Genomic DNA, 23,174 nt, shown 5'->3' with positions numbered 1-23,174 from the left:
GCAATGAAATCGTGTCTGCAACCCAACTTGATCCATAGCCCGTTACAGGGGCCTAATAACTGCGGTATGATCAGGAGCATCAGATAATTAAGAAAAAATTAATAACAAAAACAAATATGTATTTGTACTTAGGACTGGGCAAAGTCAGCCGCTTCAGTCGATGTTTAATCAGATCTTTAATCTGTCACTTTCCTTTATTCTGAAAGATCCGCAGTTTATCAGGGACACCAGGGCGCAATTCAGCTTTCATCAGTACGCAAATTTCTACTAAAACCCCATGGCCTCTTCTAGCTTATCTTTCCTTTCTGTGGCCAAGCAGCTTCAATTTCAGCTTCAGCAGTGGAAAACAGCCGTGATTAACTTCAAACCAACCGCTATTCGCTCCAAAATTGCCAGTGGTTATCTGGTTGCGTTGGGTATTCCAATCATTGGGGCCTCAATTGGAATTCTGATTGGTAATCATTACCAAGCGGCCGCCGACCAAAAATTAGCGGAATATCGCGAAGATCAAAAGCGACTGTTGGATTTACAAATTAATATTTTGTCCAACTTGCCCGCAAAGTCCTTGAGTCCCTTTACCCATGATCCGGTCACCTTTCGCAAAGCCGGTCAAGCTTTGATCAAACGAATTGAAACTGTCAGCGATTTAACAGAGGGAATGGCCATCGATGATCGGCCCCTATTCACCCAAAATAGAACTGCCTTTAAGCAATATGCAACGGTGGTGTCAGAGTTTTCAAGATTTGTTCAGCGATCTATTGAAGTTATTCAACCGCTGACCGGCAGCGTCAAAAATCAGTACAAGGTTGATGCGGAAATTGGCAAACTGCTCCGCAGTCAAGAATTTAATAACTTCATTGCTTTCACCAATGTTTTGGAGTCCTTAAACATTGATGCCAATCAAGAACTATTGACTGCGGTTCAGGAACGGCGCGAGGCCGAAAACTTTCGGCTGATGATGGCGATCGGGAGTATTTTCCTGGCGTTGTTGGTGTCGGTGTTGCTCGGTAATTACACCAGCCGCACGATCGCCCAACCGATCGAAGATCTGGCCAGCCTTGCCCAACAGGTGACCCACGATGCCAACACCCGGTTGCGGGCCGATGTCACGACCGTTGACGAAGTGGGAACCTTGGCCCAATCCGTGAATCAATTGATTGAATGGGTGGAAAACTACACGCGAGACTTGCAAGCGGCCCAACTGCAATTGGTGCAAACGGAAAAGATGTCTAGCCTAGGAGAGTTGGTGGGCGGTTTGGCCCATGAAATTAACAATCCCATTAGCTTTATCTACGGCAATTTGGGCTATGTCGATCAGTATGTTTCGGATCTGATTTATTTGGTGAAATATTATCAGGAAAAATATCCCCAGGAAGTAGCCGATGTTGATATGGAAGAAAAAATCGAAGAACTGGAATTCGTGATCGAAGATCTGCCTAAACTACTCATTTCCATGAAATCGGGTGCAGAACGAATTCGAGAACTCGTGGTGTCGCTGCGCAATTTTTCGCGGTTGGATGAAGCAGATCTCAAAACCGTTGATGTGCATGAGGGTCTAGAAAATACCCTTTTGATGTTGAACTATCGCCTACAGCATTGTCGCTTGGAGGATGATATTAAAATCACCAAGCGCTATGGCGATTTGCCGGAAGTTGAATGCTATCCAGCACAGCTCAATCAAGTTTTCATGAATGTGTTAGACAATGCGATCGATGTTTTGAGTGATGAATCAATCCTCCATCCTGAAATTACGCTCAGCACTCGAGTGATTGATTCTCAATGGGTGCAACTGAGCATTGCCGATAATGGCCCAGGAATCGAAGAAGCGATTCAAAGTAAGTTGTTCGACCCGTTTTTCACCACTAAGCCGATCGGGCAGGGAACGGGCTTGGGCTTGGCGATCGCCTATCAGGTGGTGCAGCAACATGAAGGACAAATTCAAGTGATTTCAGCGCCGGGTCAAGGAACTACCATTCAAATTGAGTTGCCGATTCGACAAAAATTGGAAACCGAGGACACTGTGAAACCAGTTCTGGAAAAGGCTTTGGCATAGTAATCCAGCGCATGAATCTGGTGCATGAATCTGGTGTATGGGTTTGGTTCATGGGTTTGGTGTATACACTTGGTGCATGAGTTGAGCGCATCAAGTTACATCAATTCGATGACTGAAATTTCTGTAAATCGTTGGCAATCCACAGACCACGCCCTGAGTTATTTGGCCCGGGCCGATCGAATTCCGCGTCGCACTGAAGGGGAAGCGGCCCTGCTGGAACAAGTGCCGCGAACCGTGCGTAGAATTTTGGATTTGGGTACGGGCAATGGGCGACTACTAGCATTGCTTAAGGTCGATCGCCCGGCGGCGGCAGGCGTGGCGCTGGACTTTTCGGAAACGATGTTGGCGGCGGTGCGCGATCGCTTTGGGGCCGATGACAAGGTGACGGTGGTGGCCCACAATCTCGATACAGCCTTGCCAGAGTTGGGGCGATTTGATGCGATCGTGTCGAGTTTTGCGATTCATCACCTCAGCCATGATCGCAAGCAATCGCTCTATCAAGAGGTGTTTCAACGATTGGAGCCGGGGGGCATTTTTGCCAACTTGGAACATGTGGCTTCGCCAACGCCCCAGCTTCATGAGCAGTTTTTGCAAGCCATTGGCTATCGACCGGAAGAAGATGATCCGTCGAACCAATTGTTAGATGTTGAAACGCAGCTTCAATGGTTTCGAGATATTGGTTTTCAGCAGGTCGATTGCTATTGGAAATGGTTGGAAATGGCGCTATTGATTGGCCTCAAGCCGGCCTAGTTTTTTGAGGATTGATGAGCGAATTTCAGGATCTTTTCTGGATTTTTGCGTTTTAAATCCAGCACGATCGGTTACAGTTCTTTACAATCGAATTTAACGAAGCCAATCAGGCCGCAACCCCAGGCTGCGATGCGATAACGGGGCAAGATGGCCGATCCGATTGCCCACTGGATCCATAGCCGGGGCATCGAAAGCTGACCTGAAGCCTGTCTGAGCGATGCCGGTTTGGGTTGCGGTTGCCTGGCCCTTTCACCCATTTGTAAAGCACTTTAGAAAACCCGAAGCCCTATGACTGCGCTGGTTTCCCCGACTGACTCCCTGGCCCAGGAGGCCTTTCAAACCTGGCTGTGGCGTGGCTACCGAGTGCAATGGTTAGCCCAGGGCAGCGGCCAGCCGATCGTGCTGTTGCATGGGTTTGGGGCTTCGATCGGCCATTGGCGCAAGAATATCCCCGTGCTGGCCGCGGCCGGCTACCGGGTCTATGCGATCGATCTGTTGGGGTTCGGCGGTTCCCAAAAGCCCCCGATCGATTACAGCATGGAGCTTTGGCAAGATTTGGTTTTGGATTTTTGGGCTGAATTCATCCAAGAGCCAGCCCTGTGGGTGGGTAACTCGATCGGGGCACTGTTGGCCCTGATGTTGTCGGCGGCGGCTCCGGAACGTACCCGAGGAACGGTGTTGCTGAACTGTGCCGGGGGGCTAAATCACCGCCCCGAGGAATTAAACCCGGTGTTGCGGTTGGTGATGGGTACGTTTGCCCAAGTGGTGAATACTCCAGGCATTGGGCGGTTTATGTTCAATCAAATTCGCCAAAAACACCGGATTCGCGGCACGCTCAAGCAGGTTTATGGCAACCCAGAGGCCGTTACGCCGGAACTGGTGGATTTGCTGCATGAACCTTCCGAGGATGAGGGCGCATACGAAACCTTTGCCTCGATTTTGGCTGCACCACCGGGCCCCAAACCCGAAACGCTGCTGCCGCAAATTGCCGGGCCCCTGTTGGTGTTGTGGGGAGAAACGGATCCTTGGACACCGATTCAGGGAGCCAAAATCTATCAGAATTTGGCGAAAACGGCGGGCGATCGGGTGACGTTTGTGTCAATTCCCAAGACGGGCCATTGTCCCCATGATGAGCGTCCCGAAGTTGTCAACTCGGCGATCGTCAACTGGCTGAGTCAAATGGCCTGAGTGGGGCAGAAAATTTTTGACTTTAACCTTTGATTAGCTGCGCAATGAGGGCCCGTTGTGCCTAATTCACGCGGCGGCCGGGCCGATCGCGTTGCAAAACCTTGCAAAATTCAAGTCAAGTTCACCGCCAAGCCGGGCCCAATGGCAATATGGACGGGCCCGATGCAATGAGCAACCCGACCCCAGGGCGATCGGCTGTTCCCGCATTTTGGAATCAGCCCCAGGCCATCCCGGCGATCGGGGTCGCCCCGGGTGAAGCAGCCGCAACGTTCACCAACAGGCAGGTTTAGGGATAGGTGCTGTGCGAGCGCAGTGCCGACCACTTGCCAATGACGCGCAAATTACGAAACACAGCTCTGAGCTGGCCGCTGATCGCATGACTGCCAATCCATCTTCCACCTCCCGATCGAACCGTCGCGCCAAAGCTGTCAAGTTTGTGAGGCGCTGGCATTTGGTGCTGTGGACTGAGCGGCTGCTGATCCTTGTGGCTTGGCTGAACTTGATGTTGGTGGCGTTCCACATGACCTATGTGCCGCTGCGATCGTGGTATTTGCGCGCGGCCCTGCTGGTGCGAGATTGGGGCACGGAAGTTCCGCTGCTGGGCCAGGTGGTGGGGCCGCCGGGAGAAGTGCGGCTGTTTTATGACCCGATCGTTGGGATTGAGCCGGAACGTCAAACCCAGGCTTACCTGAAAGTGGTTGATCAATTGGTGACGGTGCTGGAGCGCGGGGGAGTTGACTCGCCTCAGGTGTCGCCCCTGCTGGCGGATCTGCGCGATCGCAGCCAGGAAATGATTAACCAAAATCCTTTTACCCTGTCCGATCGCACCGGTAGCCTGGAAATTATTAAAAACCGAATGCGCGATCGACTGGGCGTGGAGTCCTCCAAACGCGCCTTTGACACCTTTTGGAGTGTTGACTATCTTCGTTCGCGCACTTGGACCCGGGAACTCCGATTTTTTGATCGGGAAATTCGGTTCCAACTGCAAAGTAACTATTTCCGCAGCATTGGAGAAGACGGGCGACCCGCCGACTATTTTGGAATTTTAGATACGCCCTTTGTCATTCTGTTTGCGGTGGAATTTGTGGTGCGGACTTTGTGGATTCGTCGCCGCTATTCTGCCCTCAGTTGGCAAGCCGCCGCCTTCAGCCATTGGTGGGATTTGTTGTTCATTAGTCCCTTCTTCCGTTGGTTGCGTATTATTCCCGTGGTGATTCGTAGCAACAAGGCGCAATTTCCCAATCTGGAACCCATTCGGGCCCTGATCAGCCGAGGAATTTTGGTGGGTATTGCTTCAGAATTGACGGAAGTGGTGGTGCTGGAATTTATCTATGGCCTCCAGAGTTCGGTGAAATCCGGCAGCCTGTCCCAGCAAATTTTGGATGTGGCGAATAATCCCTATGTGGAAGTGAATGATGTGAACGAGATTCAGGCGATTTTTGATCGCGTTTTGCAACTGAGTCTCTATCGCGTTTTGCCAGAAATTCAAGAAGATTTAGCCAAACTTTTGGCCTATCAAATGGAGTCGGTTTTGGCTCGCACGCCAACCTATCAAGCCCTGCGAGCTTTGCCGGGATTCAGCAATTTTTCAAATCAATTGGCGGGGCAAATTGCGGCCAATCTATCGGCCATTGCCACTAATGTGCCCCAAAAGGCCTACAAAACCTTTGCGGTTGCTGATCCTGAGGCGGAAAAGTTGCTTGAAAAATTAGTCGAGGATGCTTCGGCTGCGTTTCGTCAGGGATTGGCAGAACCCAAAACTCAGCAGGAGTTGCAAGAGCTGATTTTTGATTTGTTGGAAGAGCTGAAGTTGAGCTACATCAAGCGATCGCGCGATCGGGCGGATTCGTTGCAGATTTTGCAGGAAACGGAGCAGTTGCGGCTCAAGGCGGGTAAGCCCAAGCTTTGATGTTGCTCAGCAGCTTGGATTTTGCTCAGTCCAAACCCAGCCAGCACAGACCAGCCGATCGCAACCGAAATTTCTTAACTCACGCTTAACGAACATGCTTAACTAAACTGTCGTTGGGCAAAGCGCTGAGCAACGGTTAAGCGGCAGGTGATGTATGCAAGTGGTGAAAACTGTGGCGGCCTTGCGCTGCGCAATGGAATTGTTTCGATCGAGCGCTGCTGGCATCACGATCGGCTTGGTTCCCACCATGGGGGCCCTGCACGAGGGCCATCGCAGCCTGATGACCCGGGCCCGATCGCAATGTGGCCGGGTGGTGGTCAGCATCTTTGTCAATCCGCTGCAATTTGGCCCCCAAGAAGATCTGGAGCGCTATCCTCGAAATTTGGCGGCGGATTTGGCCCTTTGCGAAGCGGCGGGCGTGGATTTGGTCTTTGTCCCCACGCCTGCGGCATTGGGCGTGGCCGATCGCACGGAACTGACCCAAGTAGTGCCGCCGGACGGTTTGGCCAACGTGCTCTGTGGGCGATCGCGGCCGGGGCATTTCCAAGGGGTAACCACGATCGTGACCAAGCTGTTGAATGTGGTGCAGCCTGATTTGGCCTTTTTTGGCCAGAAGGATGCCCAGCAGGTGGCGATTTTGCAGCGGTTGGTGGCGGATTTGAACCTGCCGGTGGAGCTGATTACCTGCCCGATCGTCCGGGAGAGCGACGGTTTGGCCCTCAGTTCCCGTAACCAATACCTGAGCGCTCCGGAACGACAGCAGGCCTTGGTCATTTTCCAAAGTCTGCAAGGGGCGATCGCCCAGTTCCAGGCCGGCGAGCGATCGGCGGCGGCCCTGCTGGAACCGGTGCGATCGACCCTGAGCCAAGCGCCGGGCCTGAGCCTGGACTATGCCGAGCTGGTGGATCCCGACTCCCTCACGCCTCTCCAAACCCTGGAGCAGGCGGGCCTGTTGGCGGTGGCGGCCCAGGTGGGATCGGCCCGCCTGATTGACAATGTGATTCTGCAAACGCGCCGGCCGATTGTGGCGATCGATGGGCCAGCGGGCGCGGGCAAGTCCACCGTAACCCGACGGGTGGCCCAACAATTGGGGTTGCTTTATTTGGATACGGGAGCCATGTATCGATCGGTGGCTTGGTTGGCCCTCGATCGGGGTCTGGATCCCGCCGATCGCCTGGCCATGGCCGAGCTATCCGCCGATTGCACCATCCGCTTTGGCGAACCGGTGACCCCCGGTGGCGAACAGCGCGTTTGGATCAATGGTCAAGAGGTGACCAGTTTGATTCGGACTCCGACCGTTACGGCCCAGGTGTCCGTGGTGGCGGCCCATGCGGAGGTGCGGCGGGCCTTGGTGGCCCAACAACGGGCGATCGGGCGCTGTGGTGGCCTGGTGGCCGAAGGGCGCGACATTGGCACCCATGTTTTTCCCGAGGCGGAGGTGAAAATCTTTTTGACCGCCACCCCCCGAGAGCGGGCCAAGCGACGACTACAGGATTGGCGCGATCGGGGCCAAACCGACCTGCCCGATCTAGACAGCCTGGAAGCCGCCATCACCGAGCGCGATCACCAAGACAGCAACCGTGCGGTGGCCCCCATGATTAAGGCAATTGACGCTTGGGAGTTGGTCACCGATGGCATGACGATCGAGCAAGTGGTGCAAGCGATTGTGGCGCGGGTTCCTTAGGGGCTGTCATCCTGGGGCTGAATTTCGATTCGAGGCAACTGGCGATCATCTCCGGGGCGGAGTAGGCGCGATCCCTTGGGTTCAAAATCCGATGACAGGCCCTAATTTTAGGCGGCGACGGTGACCAATGCTTGGGTGGCTGGGGCGATCGAACCGGGGGCAGCGCGTTGACCGGGAATCGCCACCGTGAACTCCGTGCCCCAGGCGGGATCCGTGGTGCAAATCAGTTGACCGCCGTGTTTTTCCACCACGATTTGATACCCGATCGCCAGGCCCAGCCCCGTGCCGCGGCCCACCGGCTTGGTGGTAAAGAAGGGATCGAACATCCGTTGCTGCACCGATTCCGGAATCCCGGGGCCATTGTCCCGGATCCGCACCACAAACAAACCATCGCCCGATCGCGCCTCCGTGGAAATCACAATTTCTGGGTGTGGACATTGGCCCCGCAACGCCGCCTCTTCCAGCGCATCCACCGCATTCACCAGCAAGTTCACAAACACCTGGCTCATCAAACCGGGGTAACAGTCCACGGGCCAAGCCTCGTCGTATTGCGTCACCACATGAATGGTGGGCGATGAGCCATTGCCCTTTAATCGATGCCCCAGAATCATCAGGGTGCTGGTGAGGGCTTCGTGCAAATCCACACGGCGCATTTCCTGGCCATCCATGCGCGAAAAATTCCGCAAATCATGCACAATATTGCGAATTCGCTCTGTGCCTTCGCGCATCGATCGCACCACCTTTGGCAAATCATCCACCAGGAAATCGAGGTTTAAATCATCCTGGTAATCCCTAATTTCTTCAGGGGGATGGGGATAGGTTGCTTGATACATTTCCAGCAGCGTTAGCAACCCGTTCATATATTCCTGAACATAGTCCAAATTGCCATAGACAAACGAGGTGGGATTATTAATCTCGTGGGCAATTCCGGCCAACATTTGGCCCAAGCTGGACATCTTTTCAGTCTGAATGAGTTGGGCTTCCGTGTCCTTCAAATCCGTGAGGGCGGCCGACAATTCACGGGTGCGCTCTTCCACGCGCTGCTCCAAGGCCAAATTGGCTTGTTCCAGGTGCTCGTTCGCCTGTTCCAATTTTTCAAAGGAGGCTTTTAATTGCCGACCCATGGAATCAAAGGAATGGGAGAGCGCACTGAGTTCTACAATCGGCGATCGGGGCGGTAGGGTTTGTTTTTGATCGATCGCAAACCGTTCCGCCGCTTCGGCCAACTGCTGCACGGGCCGGCTAATCGTCCGGGTGGTGACCACTCCCAACACCACCGATCCCGCCACGGCCAAGGCACAAATCCAGATGGTTTGTTCAGTGCTGCGATCCACTTCCCGGGTCAAGTCCGATCGGGGGATGGCCAACAGGATTTGCCAATCTAAGCCCTCTAAACCATTCCAACTGGCCGATCGCACAAAATAAGGCTGATCTTGCAAGGGGGTTTCCAGCTCCACATTTTGCAAAAGCTGCCCATCTTTGGCCCGCACCAGACCCCCCAAAGATTTCAAGACCTGATCGTTGGTGTTATCCATCGACAGGCGCTGAATGGAACCGCTTTCTTGCGAGAAGCTATTACCCGTAGAAGCGGCAATTACCTTACCGTCTCGCTCCAACAAATAGACCCTGGCATTAGGGGTAATGTGGAGGGCTTGGAGTTGTTGTTGCAAGGCATCAAACAGAAAATCAATGCCAATCACGCCCTTGAGCGATCGATTCTTTTCGCTATAAACGGGGTAGCTGGCAGACACCGCCAGCCGCTTGGTGGGTTCACCGGTCTCCCAGGTATAAATGGAACTCCAGGTGGGACTTTTGGCCCGAACACCTGCTAAATACCAGTCGTCCGTTCGCGGCTCATAATCATACAAATCAAGTTGCTTTTTAACCTGTCCATTGCTGTCCAACAGCGATCGTGTAACCTTGCCCGAATGCTGTTGGGGATCAATTACCTCTGATACCAAATCGCCATTACTCAGCCGTTCAATCCCAACAAACAACCCTCGAGGATTGGCAAAGTTAATGTAGGTCATGCCGGGATAAATTCGCATACTCTGCCAGAGTTGCTGTTGGATGGCTCCCAAGTCTTCGGAGGAGATCACATCCCGAGCCAGAAGCTGGGCGTTGATGGCATTGATTTGATGAGGCTGTCGCAACTCCTGTAACAACTTAGATTCAACCGTTTCAACCGTGTGGTTTTCCAGATGATCCACCATTCGACCAACGGCCTGGCGGCTATTTTGGATCGACCAATAGGCACTGAGACCAACAGCCAAGCCCACTTCCAGGCAAAACGGAATAATTAACAAAAACTTGAGGCGAATCCAAGCACCTTTGCGGATTCCTGCCCCTTTGGCCGCACCACTCGATCGCTGTTGATGTTGAACCATCGTCATAGCCGCCATCCACTTTCCTAAATGAATAGTTGTAGACCGTCAGTTGGAAAAAACTAGGGAAGGCGTGATCGCGCTGCGAGTCCACGGCAGAACATCCCAGACAGATGCTCAGCAAACGACGCTTCACACAACAATTGGTATGCCAGGATACCATCTGACTTCGATTGTGACCCAAGAAATTTAGGCTAATTTGAAAGTTCTTTGGAAGTTTTGAAGTTTAAATTTGCTGGAATTGACTCATTTTGTTTAGATTTAAGGAGTTTTTAAATTCCCAAGCGCTGTTGCTTGCTTAGACTCGGCTTTTTGCCAGCCAAGCCCGCAGACTCAATCGCCCCTTCAGGATGGAATCCGGCGGCCCTGGAGCTTTGGGCAAAAGGCATCAAAATAGAAACGGCCGGCGAATATTGCTGCTGGTGGCCATTCGGTGTTTGATGGATGGTTTGGCATGTTGGGTGGTTGGGTTTGTGCCTGGCTCTTGCAGTAGGAGGTTAAAAACGTGGCTAGCGGATTTGTTTCGCAATCGATCGCCCCAGGGGCAACATCCCCGATCGCGGATCCCCATCAGTTTGCAGCGCGGCATATTGGGCCAGACGCGATCGAAACGGCGGCCATGCTGGAGGCCATGGGGCTGGAGTCGATCGATCAATTAATTGACAAAACAATCCCGGCAGATATTCGACTGAATCGATCGCTCCAGTTGCCCCCGGCCATGACGGAAACGGCGGCCCTGGCCCGACTGCGGGAAATTGCCAGCCAAAACCAAACTTGGCGATCGTTTATTGGCACGGGCTACTACGGCTGTATTGTGCCCGGCGTGATTCAGCGGAATGTGTTGGAAAATCCCGGCTGGTACACGGCCTACACGCCCTATCAGGCGGAAATTGCCCAGGGTCGGCTGGAAGCGCTGCTGAATTTCCAAACCCTGGTTTGTGATTTGACTGGGTTGGAAATCGCTAATGCGTCCTTGCTGGATGAGGCGACGGCGGCGGCGGAAGCCATGGCCCTCAGCTACGGCGCGACCAAATCGAAAACGGCGCGGGCCTTTGTGGCCGATCGCGGTTGCCATCCCCAAACGATCGCCTTGTTGCAAACCCGGGCTCAACCGCTGGGGATTGAGGTGATCGTCACGGACTGGCGATCGCTGACGGCGGAAGACTGGACGGCCCAGGGCATTTTCGGGGCGATCGTCCAATACCCGACCACTTTGGGGGCGATCGAGGACTACCGCCAACTGGTGGAGCAGGCCCACGCCGCCGATGCGCTGGTGACGGTGGCCACGGATCTGTTGGCCCTGACGTTGCTGGAGCCGCCGGGGGACTGGGGCGCAGACATTGCGATCGGCAGTTCCCAGCGGTTTGGTGTACCCCTCGGCTATGGTGGCCCCCATGCGGCCTTTTTTGCGACGCGCGATCGGTTCAAGCGGCAAATGCCCGGCCGGATCGTCGGGGTTTCCAAGGATGCCCAGGGCAAGCCGGCCCTGCGCCTGTCGCTGCAAACCCGAGAGCAACATATCCGCCGCGACAAGGCCACCAGCAACATTTGCACGGCCCAGGTGCTGTTGGCGGTGATGGCGGCCATGTATGCCACCTACCACGGGCCGGCGGGTTTGCGGGCGATCGCCCAGCGGGTGCGCCACCAAACCGTCAGCCTGGCCCAGTCGCTACAAAATCTGGGTTACGAGGTGGCGGAAACGGCCCAACTGTTCGATACGATCGCCCTGAAACCCACGGCGCGATCGCCCCACCGATCGGCCGCCGAGGTGCAAATTGCCGCCGAAGTGCGCCAGGTGAATTTGCGCTACTTGCCCGACGGGTCGATCGCCCTCAGCCTGGATGAGACGACCACCGAGCAGGATTTGGAGCAACTGATCAAGATCTTTGGCGGCGACGGGTTGCAACCGATCGAACCGCCCGCCCTGACCCGATCGCGTACTAGCGACTACTTAACCCACCCGGTCTTTAACCGCTACCACAGCGAAACGGAGCTGCTGCGCTACCTGCATCGGTTGGAAGCCAAAGACCTGGCCCTGAATCAATCGATGATTCCGCTCGGGTCTTGCACCATGAAGCTGAACGCCACGGCGGAAATGATTCCCGTCACCTGGCCGGAGTTTGGTAACCTGCACCCCCACGCGCCCCGATCGCAGGCGGCCGGCTACCAAATTCTGTTTGAGGAGCTGGAGCGGGATTTGGCGGAAATTACCGGCTTTGCGGCCGTGTCCCTGCAACCGAACGCCGGTTCCCAAGGGGAATACGCCGGATTGCTGACCATTCGCCACTACCACGCGGCCCGGGGCCAGGGCGATCGCACCGTTTGCCTGATTCCCCAGTCGGCCCACGGCACGAACCCCGCCAGCGCCGTGATGGTGGGGCTGCAAGTGGTACCGGTGGCCTGCGATGCCAACGGCAACATCGACCTCGACGACCTGCGGGCCAAGGCCGACCAACACGCCGATCGCTTGGGCGCGTTGATGATCACCTATCCCTCCACCCACGGCGTATTTGAGACGGCGATTCGGGAAATCTGCGCGATCGTCCACGATCGGGGCGGCCAGGTCTACATGGACGGCGCAAACCTGAATGCCCAAGTGGGCCTCTGTCGTCCCGGCGATTTCGGGGCCGATGTGTGCCACCTGAATTTGCACAAAACCTTCTGTATTCCCCACGGCGGCGGCGGCCCCGGCATGGGGCCGATCGGGGTGGCAGAGCACCTGGCTCCCTTCCTGCCCCCCACCGATTGGCAGGCGATCGCCCAGGCCCCCACGGGCGACGGCTCGATCGGCTTGGTGTCCGCGGCCCCCTTCGGCAGCGCCAGCATTCTGCCCATTTCCTGGATGTACATTCGGATGATGGGCGCGGACGGCCTGAAGCGGGCCACGGAACTGGCGATCCTAAACGCCAACTACATCGCCCACCGGCTTGATCGCCATTTCCCCGTGCTCTATCGCGGTGAGGCCGGCTTCGTAGCCCACGAATGCATCCTCGATCTGCGCGGCGTGAAGCAATCGGCGGCGATCGAAGTGGACGACATCGCCAAACGGCTGATGGACTATGGCTTCCACGCCCCCACTGTTTCCTGGCCCGTGTTGGGCACGATCATGGTCGAACCCACCGAAAGCGAATCGAAAGCCGAGATCGATCGCTTCTGTGATGCCCTGATCGCAATTCGGGAAGAAATCCGGGCGATCGAATCCGGCTCCATGCCCCGCGACAACAACGCCCTGAAGCACGCACCCCACACCGCCGATGTGCTGCTGAAGGCTGACTGGGATCGCCCCTACAGCCGCGAGCAGGGAGCCTACCCCGCCCCCTGGACACGCGAGGTGAAATACTGGCCGCCGGTCTCCCGGATCGACAACGCTTGGGGCGATCGCAACCTGGTTTGCGCCTGCCTGCCCATGGAGGCCTACGCCGAACCCAGCTAAAACCACCTGGAACTAGTGGGTGATCGCATCATCAAGCCCGATCAACCTTGGGCGGATGCGATCGCCCATGATTCCTAATCGGTTTAGGGCTGATTAACCGATTTCCTAGGGTTGATTGTTATCTTTATCAAGAAGACTGAAACGGCTATTGTTCTGGCTGCCAGGGTTTTCAGTAATTTAGAAATTTCCGCTAATCATCCTCGGGGCGATCGCTACTCCAAAACAACTCCAAGGCTGATTCATCTAGCAGATAAGCCGAGGTTTGATCGCCAATAACCCGCTTGCCCACCCTCGGAAAAATAGCCATATCTAAGGGTTTATTTTCGCCACCCATCAGATAAACCAACTCTTCATCAAAGGGGTTACGCAAGTGGTGCGGCTGTTGCGGAATACCAAACCCCATGAAGTCTCCGGGCCCCACTTCGTATTCCACCTCACCAATTTCCGCAATGCCCCGACCCGACAAAATATAAACCCACTCTTCTTCGGTTTGGTGGGCATGGTAAATAAACGACTCTTTGCCAGGCGGCACTCGGGCGATCGTGATGCCAATCTGTTTGAGGCCAGCTACCCGACCCAAAAACCGCAAATCAATTTCTGAATTGGGATTCAGGGGGTGTTGGAATTTGACTGCATCCATTGCATCAATTTCAGATGCTCTGATCAAGGCAGGTGGCTTTTCGGGGTTCATGATCTGGACTCTCTAGGATGATATATGAACTGAAGCCAGACGAGCTGTTTTTGGATCACACTGAAACTGATCGATCGTACCCTCGTGGATTTTTTGAATCGTGGCTTCAATCACCGCCAGCAGATTAAAAAATCATTTTTTAGGGTTTACGGGCTTTCCAAATCGATCAAGCAGTTTCAACGCCAAGCAGGCAAGATCAACATTCCATGTAATAGCAGTTGGCGGTTAAATTGGGCTTTGCTCGGATGGATTTTCGACAGAGGATTGCGGTTCAGTATTCTCGGTTGTCGTTTGGGTAGTATCTGGACTGCTAGGGGGCGTTTGCAGTTGTTGCATGAACCAAGCCGCAGCGGCCGTGTTGGTTTCCGTGGCCAGTCGCTCCAGGGTTTGTTCTAGAAGGGCGATCGGCAAACCGGCTAACACCTGTGATTGTTCCAACAATCGATAGTGACCCGATTCATCCAAACCAAAGGCAAAAATCCGCGACCCCTTAACATCAACCACCCAATATTCAGAAATCCCTAAACTCGCATAGAGCTGTTTTTGTTCATCCAAATCTAGGCTGAGGGTGGTGTCCGCAATTTCGCCCACCAAGTCGGGCCGGCGATCGCGTTGCAGATTAATTCGACGCGGCTGGCCCGGTTGCCACTGGGGAATATTATCTCCTCGATAGAGCACCAAATCGGGCGAACAGGCGTGAGTTTCCGGCGATTCCAGTAGGCAGCGACCGTAGGATTGCAGGGTGACTTCTGGATGGAGAAATGCCCAAACAAAGAAAACAGCCGTCATTAAATCGCTAAACGCCGCATGATTCGGCCCTTCAAATCCCATATTGACCCACAACCAATCGTGATGAAATGCAATTTTTTGCCAACCTGAGTGAACGTCACGAACCGCTAGGTAATCCGCCCAAGTTGCGTTGTAGTTTTCCCAGATTGCGTCGTGCTGTTTCCAGTGAGGCACTGGTGGCGGAGCTGTAGTTTTGTCAATTGCTAAGGTCATCGATCGCCTCCTAGGATCTCTGATCTGCTCTCACTTTGCTGGCCGAAAACGCGATCGCTGCTGTTATTGCTGTTATATAGATTCTCTTTGCAAGTCAGCTCTCAATCAGGTCTCTAATCAAGATTGTGATCCTGTTAGTTGGGTTTTGGGTAGGTGTTGCCAATGGGGTTCCCGATCGCGCTGGTGGGGCAATGGTTCGCAGGGTCTGCGGTTAGCAGATTTTGCTGATCTGCGAAGGTGTGTAAACCGTCCAAAATATTCAGAATTTGAGCGGTGTTCAGGCGATCGAGTGCCTCTTGGCCCTGACTGGCCCAGGCAACCCAAGGCTCTGTGCCGCTGGCCGCCGACCATTGGGCCAACTGCTCCACAAAACCGCGCATCTGGCGCAGGGTCATGGTTTGGCGCAGGGATCCTTCATAAACCAAGAGCCACGATCGCACCACCAGGGGATTGGGGGCCGCGTCGGTGAGCTGAATTGGGGCGATCGCCCGGCTTTGTGCAGCTAAATCCGTTGGGGCCAGAGGCGGCGGGGGTTGCTCTGCGGCCTGTTGCAAGGCAGCTTTCAGCGCTATGTCCAGGATGGAGGGATGGTCTGCCCCCGAGTTTGTCAGGGTGGTGGCTGGGATTGAGGGTTGGGCTGGGTTGGGGCCGTTGGGCGGCGGTTCTGTAGGCGGTTGGGCGGGTAATTTTGGGGGTGATTTTGCGGGTAATTCTGGGGCTAGCGCTGGGGTCAGTTCAAAATTTAACGCCTTGAACGCTAGTGCCGGATCTCCCGTGGACTCCGTTGTTAGGTTGGGTTCCGGCTCCGGTGCAAATTTCGGCTCTGATCTCCATGGTGCTTGCGGCATCCAGTCTTCAAAATTCTCTAACCCTCTCCAAGTCTCTAGGGTTTCTGGGTTGTGGGGTGGGTCGGGGGCGATGGGATGCGGGTTCGATCGCCCCGCGATCGGTGTTGGAACCACCGGAACCGCCGGAAAGTACAAACAAAACTGGCTGCCTCGCCCCAAGGTGCTGCGTACTTGGATTGTGCCCCCCAGCATGGCCGTGAGCCGCTTGACGATCGCCAGTCCCAACCCTGTGCCGCCATATTCTCGCTCGCACTGCCCTTCGCTTTGAATAAAGGCTTCAAAAATTCGGGCCTGCTGGTCGGGTGCAATGCCAATTCCCGTATCTGTGACCGTCAACCGCAGATTGAGCGCGGGTTCCGGAAGGGCTTCGGGGTTGGGTTGTCCCGTAAAGTTGGGATTAACAAACGTGGGATGAGTGGGCGGCGGTGGCGGTGGCGCTGGGCGATCGGGGTTGTTGGCCGCCTGGGGAACCGCATGGCTGGGGATGGTTTGCAGGGAAATTGTGACATGGCCACGCTCGGTGAACTTCACGGCATTGCCCACCAAGTTGACCAAAATTTGTCGGAGGCGCACGGAGTCAAAGGTGATCAACTCAGGGATTCGATCGGCCACGGCCACCTGCACCTGAATGCCTTTTTGTTGGGCCGCCACCGTAAACATTTCCGCCACCTCACGCAACACTAAGCGTGGCCGAATGGGGCCCCAGTGCAAAACTAGTTTTCCCGCTTCAATTTTTGAGAGATCCAACAAATCGTTAATTAAAGCCAACAGGGTTTCCCCGCTTTGGGTCATGACCTGAAGCCACGATCGGGTTTTGGGGTCTCGGGCTTCCCGTTGCAGCAGTTCACAAAATCCCAAAATGGAGTTCATGGGGGTGCGAATTTCGTGGCTGAGGTTCGCTAAAAATTCGCTCTTGGCGCGGTTGGCCAAGTCGGCGGCTTCTTTGGCTTGGCGCAGGGCGGCTTCGGCGGTGGCGCGGGATTGGGCCATGGCCATTAATGTGCCGACTTGCTGGGCCCATTTGATGCTGCCGGGTTCCCAGGCGGCGGGCTGGTTCATGGCCAAGACAAAGCAAGCCACCAGTTCACTGCGGTAGTGAATGGGTAACACCCCGATCGAACTCATGCCCTGTTCGGCTAACCAGTGGTCAATGGCAGCGTTCAGGGAATTTGAGCGATCCGCAGAATCGGGCAACAGAATTGGTTCTGCGCGATCCAGGCGATCGCCCAACCAATCCAACGGCAACAGCAGTGTTGAGGGATCCGGCGTGAGCGGACAAGCCACCTGATCCGTGGGCCGCAACCAATAGCCATCCAGGCTCCAGGGCTGACCGGCGGCCGGCCGCGAACAAAACCAGGCATGGCTCAGATGCAGGGCGGAAACCACCGTGGACAGTGTGGTGGCCAGGGCAATGCCAATATCTTCGTTCAAAAACTGCTGGGATAGGCTGGCTAAGACCCGATCGCGGTGCGATCGCCGTTGCAAAACCTCCAGCAGCCGTTTCAGATCCGTGATGTCGTTGGCCGTTCCCAACAACAGTTGCGGTCGCCCCTGCTGATCCCAGCTAAAAACCGTTTCCCGACTGCTGAGGGTGCGCCATTCTCCATTGGCATGACGCATTCGATATTCCCGCTCCAAAACCTGGCCCACCTCAGTTCGCGCACAGGTGCGCCCATATTGCAGCAGCGCCAACCAGTCATCGGGGTGGAGCACATCCACAAAGGAGCCTTGGGCCATCCGCTGAATTTCCGGCACTGAGTAGCCCAGCAGGGTTTCCACCGCTTGATTGACATAGACCAACTCTTGATCCAACAGGTTGTAGAGGTAGAGCAAGTTGGGGGTGGAGTCGGCCAACTGCTGCACAAACCGCTGGCTTTCGGCCAGTTGGGCCGTGCGTTCCTGAACGCGCTGTTCTAGCTGTTCGTTCAGTTGGCGCAAGGCTCCTTCAACGGCCTTGAGGGGGGTGATGTCTGCAATGTTGCCCAGCAGTTGGGTGGGATGACCTTGGCGATCGCGCGAGAAGATCGTTAACCGTTCAAAGAGCCAGCGCCATTCCCCGTCCGATCGCTGCATTCGATATTCCCGCTCGCAAATTTCCCCATCCGTGCAGCTCAAAACGGTGTCGTAGTGATGGGCCAAGCGCTCAAAATCGTCGGGATGCACCAGGCGCACCACCATGGCGCTGGTCATGGCCTGGATTTCCCGAGGGGTGTAGCCCAAAATATCCTGCACCGCATGGTTAATGTAGAGGGTGCGGTGCTGGGTCAGGTCGTAAAGATAGACCATGTTGGGGTTCGCGTCGGCCATTTTTTGCAGCATGTGTTGACTGTGGGCCAGGTCGGTGGACTGTTCGGCGGCGCGGGTCGCTAATTCCGTGTTGAGGCGATCGATCGCGCGGTTTGCCCGCTGCCGTTCCAGCTCGGCCGCAGCCCGGGCCGCAAAAATTCGCAAAATGGTGATGTGGTTGGGATCCTCGGGCAACGGCTGCGTATCCATCACAATCAAGGCCCCGATCGTTGTGCCTTGGGAGTCTTGGAGGGGCACACCTGCATAGCTTTCGGCTCCCAGGTTGCGCAGGTTGGTTCCTTGGGGAAATTGGGATTGCAAACTTTGCCCACAGGTGTAGGTTTGGCCACCAAAGACGATCGCACAGGGGTGATGGGTCCAGTAATAGGCAAAACTGGTTCCCCATTCCGTTTGATTCCACCAGGCCAACACCTCCGCTTGGTGGCATCGATGATCCATGACGCTGGTGAGAAAGGCATAGCGAACGCCCAGGGATTCTGCCAGCAGCCGCACGCAGTTCTCAAAAAAGGCTTTGCCGGTGCTGGTGGTGGCTTCGACCAAGGCCCGCAACATGGCTTCCCGGCGCTGGAGGTCGCTGATGTCTTGGAAGGCTAAGAACAAACAGGCTTGCCCGTCCAGCTCGATCGGGGCGGCAGACAGTTGCACCAATTTGCGCTGACCGTTGAGATCGTGAATCGCCAGTTCCGGCGACTGGTAATAGCGACCGGTTTGGATGGTGGAGCGAATTTGTTGATAGTCCCGATCGCGCAAAAATCCCTGAAGTGACTGCACGCTGAGGCCTTGCACTTCCGCTGGCAAATAGCCGGCCAAGCGCGTGAAGGCTTCATTGGCTTCCAAAATCAAACCTCCTCCATCCAAAATTAGGCCAGGAGAAGGATTAAGTCGAAAAACCGCCATCCAGCGCGATTCAGTCAGGCGCAAGGCTTGGGCAATGGACTGACTGACCCGATCGCGATCGGGATTGCGATAAATCAAGGCACGATCGGTGGCGGCCAAGGTTGGGAGGTGCGATCGGTTCCAGGGGCGATCAAGGGCAGGTTGGCTAGATTCCGGTTTGCCGGATTCTGGTTTGATAGATTCTGGTTTGGTCGATCCAAGTTGTAAGCGATTCGGTTCGATCGCCCCTTCAGATCCGTCGGATCCAGCCAACTCCGACAGCCCTGGCTCAGGAACCGCCGCCGCCGCCTGCGTTTCGGCGGCCTGCTCCAATCCTTCCAACCGCAAGCCCACCGCCAACGACAGGGCCACCGCTTGCAATTCCCGCTGGGCAAAAATGGACAGGGGCGGTACTGGAGCCGACTGCACGGCCATGAGCCAACCCCAATGGTGTTGTTGGGGAGCAATGGGAATCGCCACAAAACATTGAATTTGCAAGGCCTTGAGATGTTGCGACAGCAGGGGCGATCGCCCTTGCAGCGGCCCTGCCACCCCAATCACCGGCTCCACCACCGTGATCGGCAGCAGCGGAAACTGCAACGGCAACTCCCCACCCAAGCGGCTGTCCTCGTCGGGGCGGCTAGATTCATAAACCACCTGTAATGCTTGGTTATGGATCCGCTGGGCAATCAACACCGCATCCACCCCCAACTGCAGCCGCAAATCGTGCAGGGCGGCTTGGGCAATGCGCGGCCAGCGATCGCCCCGGGCCAACCGCTCCATCACTCGCTGGGCCAGATTTCCCGTTTCCGTTGCCCGCTGTTCGCGCGATCGCTCAACGCTGTGGCCCATGTCTGGGCGATCGAGAAAGGTCTCACTCAGTGCCATAGCAAAAACGAACCGCACCTCAGTTTGGAATAGGCGGAACCTTCTATTCTGCATTTGCACTAGGAGGCTGGGGTGATGGCAATCAAGCACCATTACCGCCCAAGAATCCTTCGAGGCTTCCCAATTATTTGCCGAAACTCCCGGCCTTCCTCAGACGCTTGCAAGTCAATGAACTGGCGAGCGAATTTTCCAGAAATACCGCCAAGAAATGTTTTTCGGAAAGATCACCAAAGGTATCCCCCAAGGACATTACTCAGGGATATGGCTCAGAAACAGGTCTGAGCAAGCCGGGATCCTCACACCAGGAATTGGCAATTGGCAAGCTGCACTTGAACTTAGGTTCTACTTCAATTGTGTCTTTTTTAAACTGTAATGGCCTTAAATGATCAAATTGTGTCGATCGACCCAACGAAGGCGCGATCGCACGTCACCGCCAATCAATATTTGTTGCTGTATATCAATATCTGTTGATCATCTGTCGATTATCTATCGATTACCTACTGATCATTTTTTACTGATTATCTCTTGATCTCCATCGATATTGGTCTCTATCAATTTTTGTCTATAAAAATGTGAGTTTAAGATATAAAAAATGAGTTTAGATGTGAGTTTTAAATCATAAATCAACAGCTATATCAAAAATCAACAGCCATATCAAACCGCAAAGGGGGCGCACGGCCGCACGCCCCGATCCGAACTGTCAGAAATTACGGCAAAAACCTAGCCTAAGCTTGACCGCAATTGCAGCCGGAATTGCCACAGCAAGCGCCGCCTTCATGGCCATTGGCGCAGGCTTCGCTGCAATAGTGTTTTCCGTCTTTTTGGATGGCGGTTGCCAAGTCCACGGTGCAGAGGCAAGGGCCGCAGTCGCATTTTTGAGTGGTCGTCGTCATGGGTTGCTCCTAGCAATCTCACTGAGCAGTGAGGCGAGTGGGTTAAAGATCCCTAAGATCCCCGATCGAGGATGGTGCGTCGCTGGGTCGTTGGTTGTTGTCCAAGGGGGAGGTTCCCCGAGTTCTGGGCCCGGCATGGGGTTCCAGAAATGACTCCAAGCCATGACCTGATCGCGATTAGCGTTTGAGGTGGGGATCTCAAAATTGGGGTCTGAGTTGGGGTCTAAGTTGAAACCTAAGTTGATCTTAGGTCAGCTTTAGATGAATAACTGAACGTTTGTTCAGATGTTGCTACTTTAGCATGACTTTTCCCGCGACTGTCAAGGGTCGATCGGGGAAAGGAAAAATTTTCCGAGAATGCTGAAGCCCTTAAGCCATGCCCCTAGGCAATTTTGATGACCCTAGGCATCGCTCAACTGCCAGCAACTGGCGATCGGCATTCGCCAACCCACCCCAAAGGCCTGATCGCTGACCTTGAGCACCGGGGGCGTTTGTCGCCGTTTAAATTCAGCCCGAGCAACCAGGTGCATCACCCGCCGCACGGTGGCCGACTCGTGACCAGCGGCCACCAAATCCGCGAGGGACTGTCGACGATTCACCAGCCGATCGAGAATGTCATCCAAAACTTCATAAGGGGGCAAGGAATCTTGATCCAGTTGGTCGGGGCGCAGCTCGGCGCTGGGGGGCTTGTTCAGTACGTTGCTGGGCACGATTTCCGCCCCCTGGGACACCAACCGCGCAAAGGCAGCCGCGCCCACTTGCCCCTGATTGAGCCAATGGCAGAGGGAATAGACGCGGGTTTTGGGCACATCGGCGATCGCGGCCAAGCCGCCGTTGGTGTCGCCATACAGGGTGCAATAGCCCACGGCCATTTCGGATTTGTTGCCTGTGGAAATGAGCAAATAGCCAAATTTGTTGGCCAGGGCCATTAACAAATTGCCGCGAATGCGCGATTGCAAATTCTCTTCGGTCACGTCCGGTTGGGTTTGGGCAAAGGGTTCTGCTAGGGTTTGCTCAAAGGTGGCCATCAAGTCCCCGATCGGGAGTTTCAGGGTTGGGAAACCCAAGTTTTCCGCCAGGGCTAGGGCATCGGTGATCGAGTGGTCGGAACTGTAAGGGGAAGGCATCAACACGCCCAAAACGTTTTCGGCCCCCAATGCCGCCACCGCCAAGGCTCCAACCAAGGTGGAATCAATCCCCCCGCTGAGGCCCAGCACAATTTTGCGAAAGCCACATTTGCGGGCATAGTCCCGAATGCCCAACACGAGGGCTGACCACAGTTCCGCATCGGTGCTGGGAGCCAGGGGAGCCAGCAATCCGGTTTGTTCTGGCAGGGGTTGCTCATCTGCCAACAGGGGCAAGCTGTGGGGCCAAGATCCTTCCTGGCCGGTGACCACAAAATCGCGGGTTTCCGGATCAAATTCCGTGATGATTAACCCGGTTTCAAAGCTCGCTCCCCGGGCCGCGATCGCCCCTGTGCGACTGATGACCAAGCTGGTGCCATCAAAGATCAGATCATCATTGCTGCCCACCTGATTGACATAGGCGATCGGGAAACCATAATTCAAAACCGAATGTTGCAGCATTTCTTCGCGCAACCGAGGCTTCCCGATCGTGTAGGGCGATGCGGACAGATTCACCACCCAATCCACATCACAATCCGCCAACTCCGCCAGGGGATCCACATCATAGAATTTGCGGCCCCAAAACTGATTGTTGTTCCAAATATCCTCACAGATCGTTACGCCGATTTTGATGCCATCGAGCGTGAACCATTCCGCTTTTTTACCCGGCTCAAAATAGCGCCCCTCATCAAAAACATCATAGGTGGGCAGCAGTCGTTTACTAAACACATGCCGCAGGGCACAACTATCAATCAGCACTGCGCTATTAAAGAGACTTTTTCCACCTTCGGTCGCCAACAAATTGCCAATGATTGTCCCCGTCAGCACGGCCAGATTAGGCGGTAGCTCACGGGCCAGCTTGGTCAACTGTTGTTTTGTGGCTTCCAAAAAGCTGGGCCAAGCCAACAAATCGCGCGGTGGATATCCACAAAGGGCTAATTCCGGAACCACCAACAGCCGCGCACCTTGGCGACTGGCCTGCTGGGCAGCGTTGAGGATGGCACGGGTGTTTCCCGCCAAATCTCCGACCACAAGGTTCAGTTGAGCGAGGGCAATTTTCATGGGGGCAAGCGGGGGAGGATCGATCGGGATATCGACGGAATTACGAAATTATCGATATAGCCTATCGGCAAATTAGCGATCG

The 23,174-nt window shown here is 55.0% G+C and carries 13 protein-coding genes; 7 read left to right on the top strand and 6 right to left on the bottom strand.

Translation table 11 applies throughout. The features are described 5' to 3' along the window. Nucleotides 1-277 precede the first annotated feature (277 nt). The 6 genes from H6F46_RS01280 to H6F46_RS01255 all read left to right on the top strand — a co-directional run bounded on the left by H6F46_RS01280 (nt 278) and on the right by H6F46_RS01255 (nt 7,584). Nucleotides 278-2,053 (top strand): ATP-binding protein, encoded by a 1,776-nt coding sequence (locus H6F46_RS01280; protein WP_190356037.1) that lies wholly within the window; start codon nt 278-280, stop codon nt 2,051-2,053. Between the two features lie 108 nt (nt 2,054-2,161). Then, a complete protein-coding gene (locus H6F46_RS01275; protein WP_190356038.1) occupies nt 2,162-2,803 on the top strand; it encodes a class I SAM-dependent methyltransferase in 642 nt (213 codons plus the stop codon). Between the two features lie 288 nt (nt 2,804-3,091). After that, complete coding sequence (locus H6F46_RS01270) at nt 3,092-3,991, top strand: alpha/beta fold hydrolase (protein WP_190356039.1); 900 nt, start codon at nt 3,092-3,094, stop codon at nt 3,989-3,991. A 101-nt stretch (nt 3,992-4,092) separates the two neighbouring features. Continuing rightward, on the top strand, nt 4,093-4,281 hold the full coding sequence (locus H6F46_RS01265) for a hypothetical protein (RefSeq protein WP_190356040.1): 189 nt from the start codon (nt 4,093-4,095) through the stop codon (nt 4,279-4,281). Nucleotides 4,282-4,367: 86 nt separating this feature from the next. Beyond that, complete coding sequence (locus tag H6F46_RS01260; protein ID WP_190356041.1) at nt 4,368-5,900, top strand: hypothetical protein; 1,533 nt, start codon at nt 4,368-4,370, stop codon at nt 5,898-5,900. A 154-nt stretch (nt 5,901-6,054) separates the two neighbouring features. Then, complete coding sequence (locus H6F46_RS01255; protein ID WP_190356042.1) at nt 6,055-7,584, top strand: bifunctional pantoate--beta-alanine ligase/(d)CMP kinase; 1,530 nt, start codon at nt 6,055-6,057, stop codon at nt 7,582-7,584. Between the two features lie 107 nt (nt 7,585-7,691). Here H6F46_RS01255 and H6F46_RS01250 read toward each other — a convergent pair whose 3' ends face one another. Continuing rightward, a complete protein-coding gene (locus tag H6F46_RS01250) occupies nt 7,692-9,977 on the bottom strand; it encodes an ATP-binding protein (protein ID WP_190356043.1) in 2,286 nt (761 codons plus the stop codon). Nucleotides 9,978-10,473: 496 nt separating this feature from the next. On the opposite strand from H6F46_RS01250, the gene gcvP reads away from it, so the two are divergent. Further along, entirely contained in the window at nt 10,474-13,401 is a 2,928-nt protein-coding gene (gene gcvP / locus H6F46_RS01245) for an aminomethyl-transferring glycine dehydrogenase (RefSeq protein ID WP_190356044.1), read from the top strand. Between the two features lie 190 nt (nt 13,402-13,591). Here gcvP and H6F46_RS01240 read toward each other — a convergent pair whose 3' ends face one another. The 5 genes from H6F46_RS01240 to H6F46_RS01220 form a co-directional block, all read right to left on the bottom strand. Further along, nucleotides 13,592-14,041: a cupin domain-containing protein gene (locus H6F46_RS01240; RefSeq protein ID WP_242027725.1), complete on the bottom strand. Its 450-nt coding sequence runs from the start codon at nt 14,039-14,041 to the stop codon at nt 13,592-13,594. Between the two features lie 276 nt (nt 14,042-14,317). Beyond that, nucleotides 14,318-15,094 carry a Uma2 family endonuclease gene (locus tag H6F46_RS01235; protein ID WP_190356046.1) on the bottom strand — a complete coding sequence of 259 codons (777 nt, stop codon included), beginning with the start codon at nt 15,092-15,094 and terminating at the stop codon, nt 14,318-14,320. A 134-nt stretch (nt 15,095-15,228) separates the two neighbouring features. After that, entirely contained in the window at nt 15,229-20,013 is a 4,785-nt protein-coding gene (locus tag H6F46_RS01230) for a PAS domain-containing protein (protein WP_190356047.1), read from the bottom strand. A gap of 725 nt (nt 20,014-20,738) precedes the next feature. Further along, a complete protein-coding gene (locus H6F46_RS01225) occupies nt 20,739-20,906 on the bottom strand; it encodes a metallothionein (protein ID WP_099532687.1) in 168 nt (55 codons plus the stop codon). Nucleotides 20,907-21,307: 401 nt separating this feature from the next. Next, the gene (locus H6F46_RS01220) at nt 21,308-23,092 is read right to left on the bottom strand and encodes an NAD+ synthase (RefSeq protein ID WP_190356048.1); all 1,785 of its coding nucleotides are present in this window, start codon (nt 23,090-23,092) and stop codon (nt 21,308-21,310) included. Nucleotides 23,093-23,174 lie beyond the last annotated feature (82 nt).

It is taken from the genome of Limnothrix sp. FACHB-1083, assembly GCF_014696485.1.
GTDB lineage: Bacteria > Cyanobacteriota > Cyanobacteriia > CACIAM-69d > CACIAM-69d > CACIAM-69d.
Note: the sequence above shows the minus strand (reverse complement) of the source record. Positions and strands in the feature narration are given on the sequence as shown.

Coding starts and splice junctions, on each gene's coding strand:
- H6F46_RS01280 (WP_190356037.1), top strand. CDS start 278: ATGGCCTCTTCTAGCTTATCTTTCCTTTCTGTGGCCAAGCAGCTTCAA.
- H6F46_RS01275 (WP_190356038.1), top strand. CDS start 2,162: ATGACTGAAATTTCTGTAAATCGTTGGCAATCCACAGACCACGCCCTG.
- H6F46_RS01270 (WP_190356039.1), top strand. CDS start 3,092: ATGACTGCGCTGGTTTCCCCGACTGACTCCCTGGCCCAGGAGGCCTTT.
- H6F46_RS01260 (WP_190356041.1), top strand. CDS start 4,368: ATGACTGCCAATCCATCTTCCACCTCCCGATCGAACCGTCGCGCCAAA.
- H6F46_RS01255 (WP_190356042.1), top strand. CDS start 6,055: ATGCAAGTGGTGAAAACTGTGGCGGCCTTGCGCTGCGCAATGGAATTG.
- H6F46_RS01250 (WP_190356043.1), bottom strand. CDS start 9,977: ATGACGATGGTTCAACATCAACAGCGATCGAGTGGTGCGGCCAAAGGG.
- H6F46_RS01240 (WP_242027725.1), bottom strand. CDS start 14,041: ATGGATGCAGTCAAATTCCAACACCCCCTGAATCCCAATTCAGAAATT.
- H6F46_RS01235 (WP_190356046.1), bottom strand. CDS start 15,094: ATGACCTTAGCAATTGACAAAACTACAGCTCCGCCACCAGTGCCTCAC.
- H6F46_RS01230 (WP_190356047.1), bottom strand. CDS start 20,013: ATGGCACTGAGTGAGACCTTTCTCGATCGCCCAGACATGGGCCACAGC.
- H6F46_RS01225 (WP_099532687.1), bottom strand. CDS start 20,906: ATGACGACGACCACTCAAAAATGCGACTGCGGCCCTTGCCTCTGCACC.
- H6F46_RS01220 (WP_190356048.1), bottom strand. CDS start 23,092: ATGAAAATTGCCCTCGCTCAACTGAACCTTGTGGTCGGAGATTTGGCG.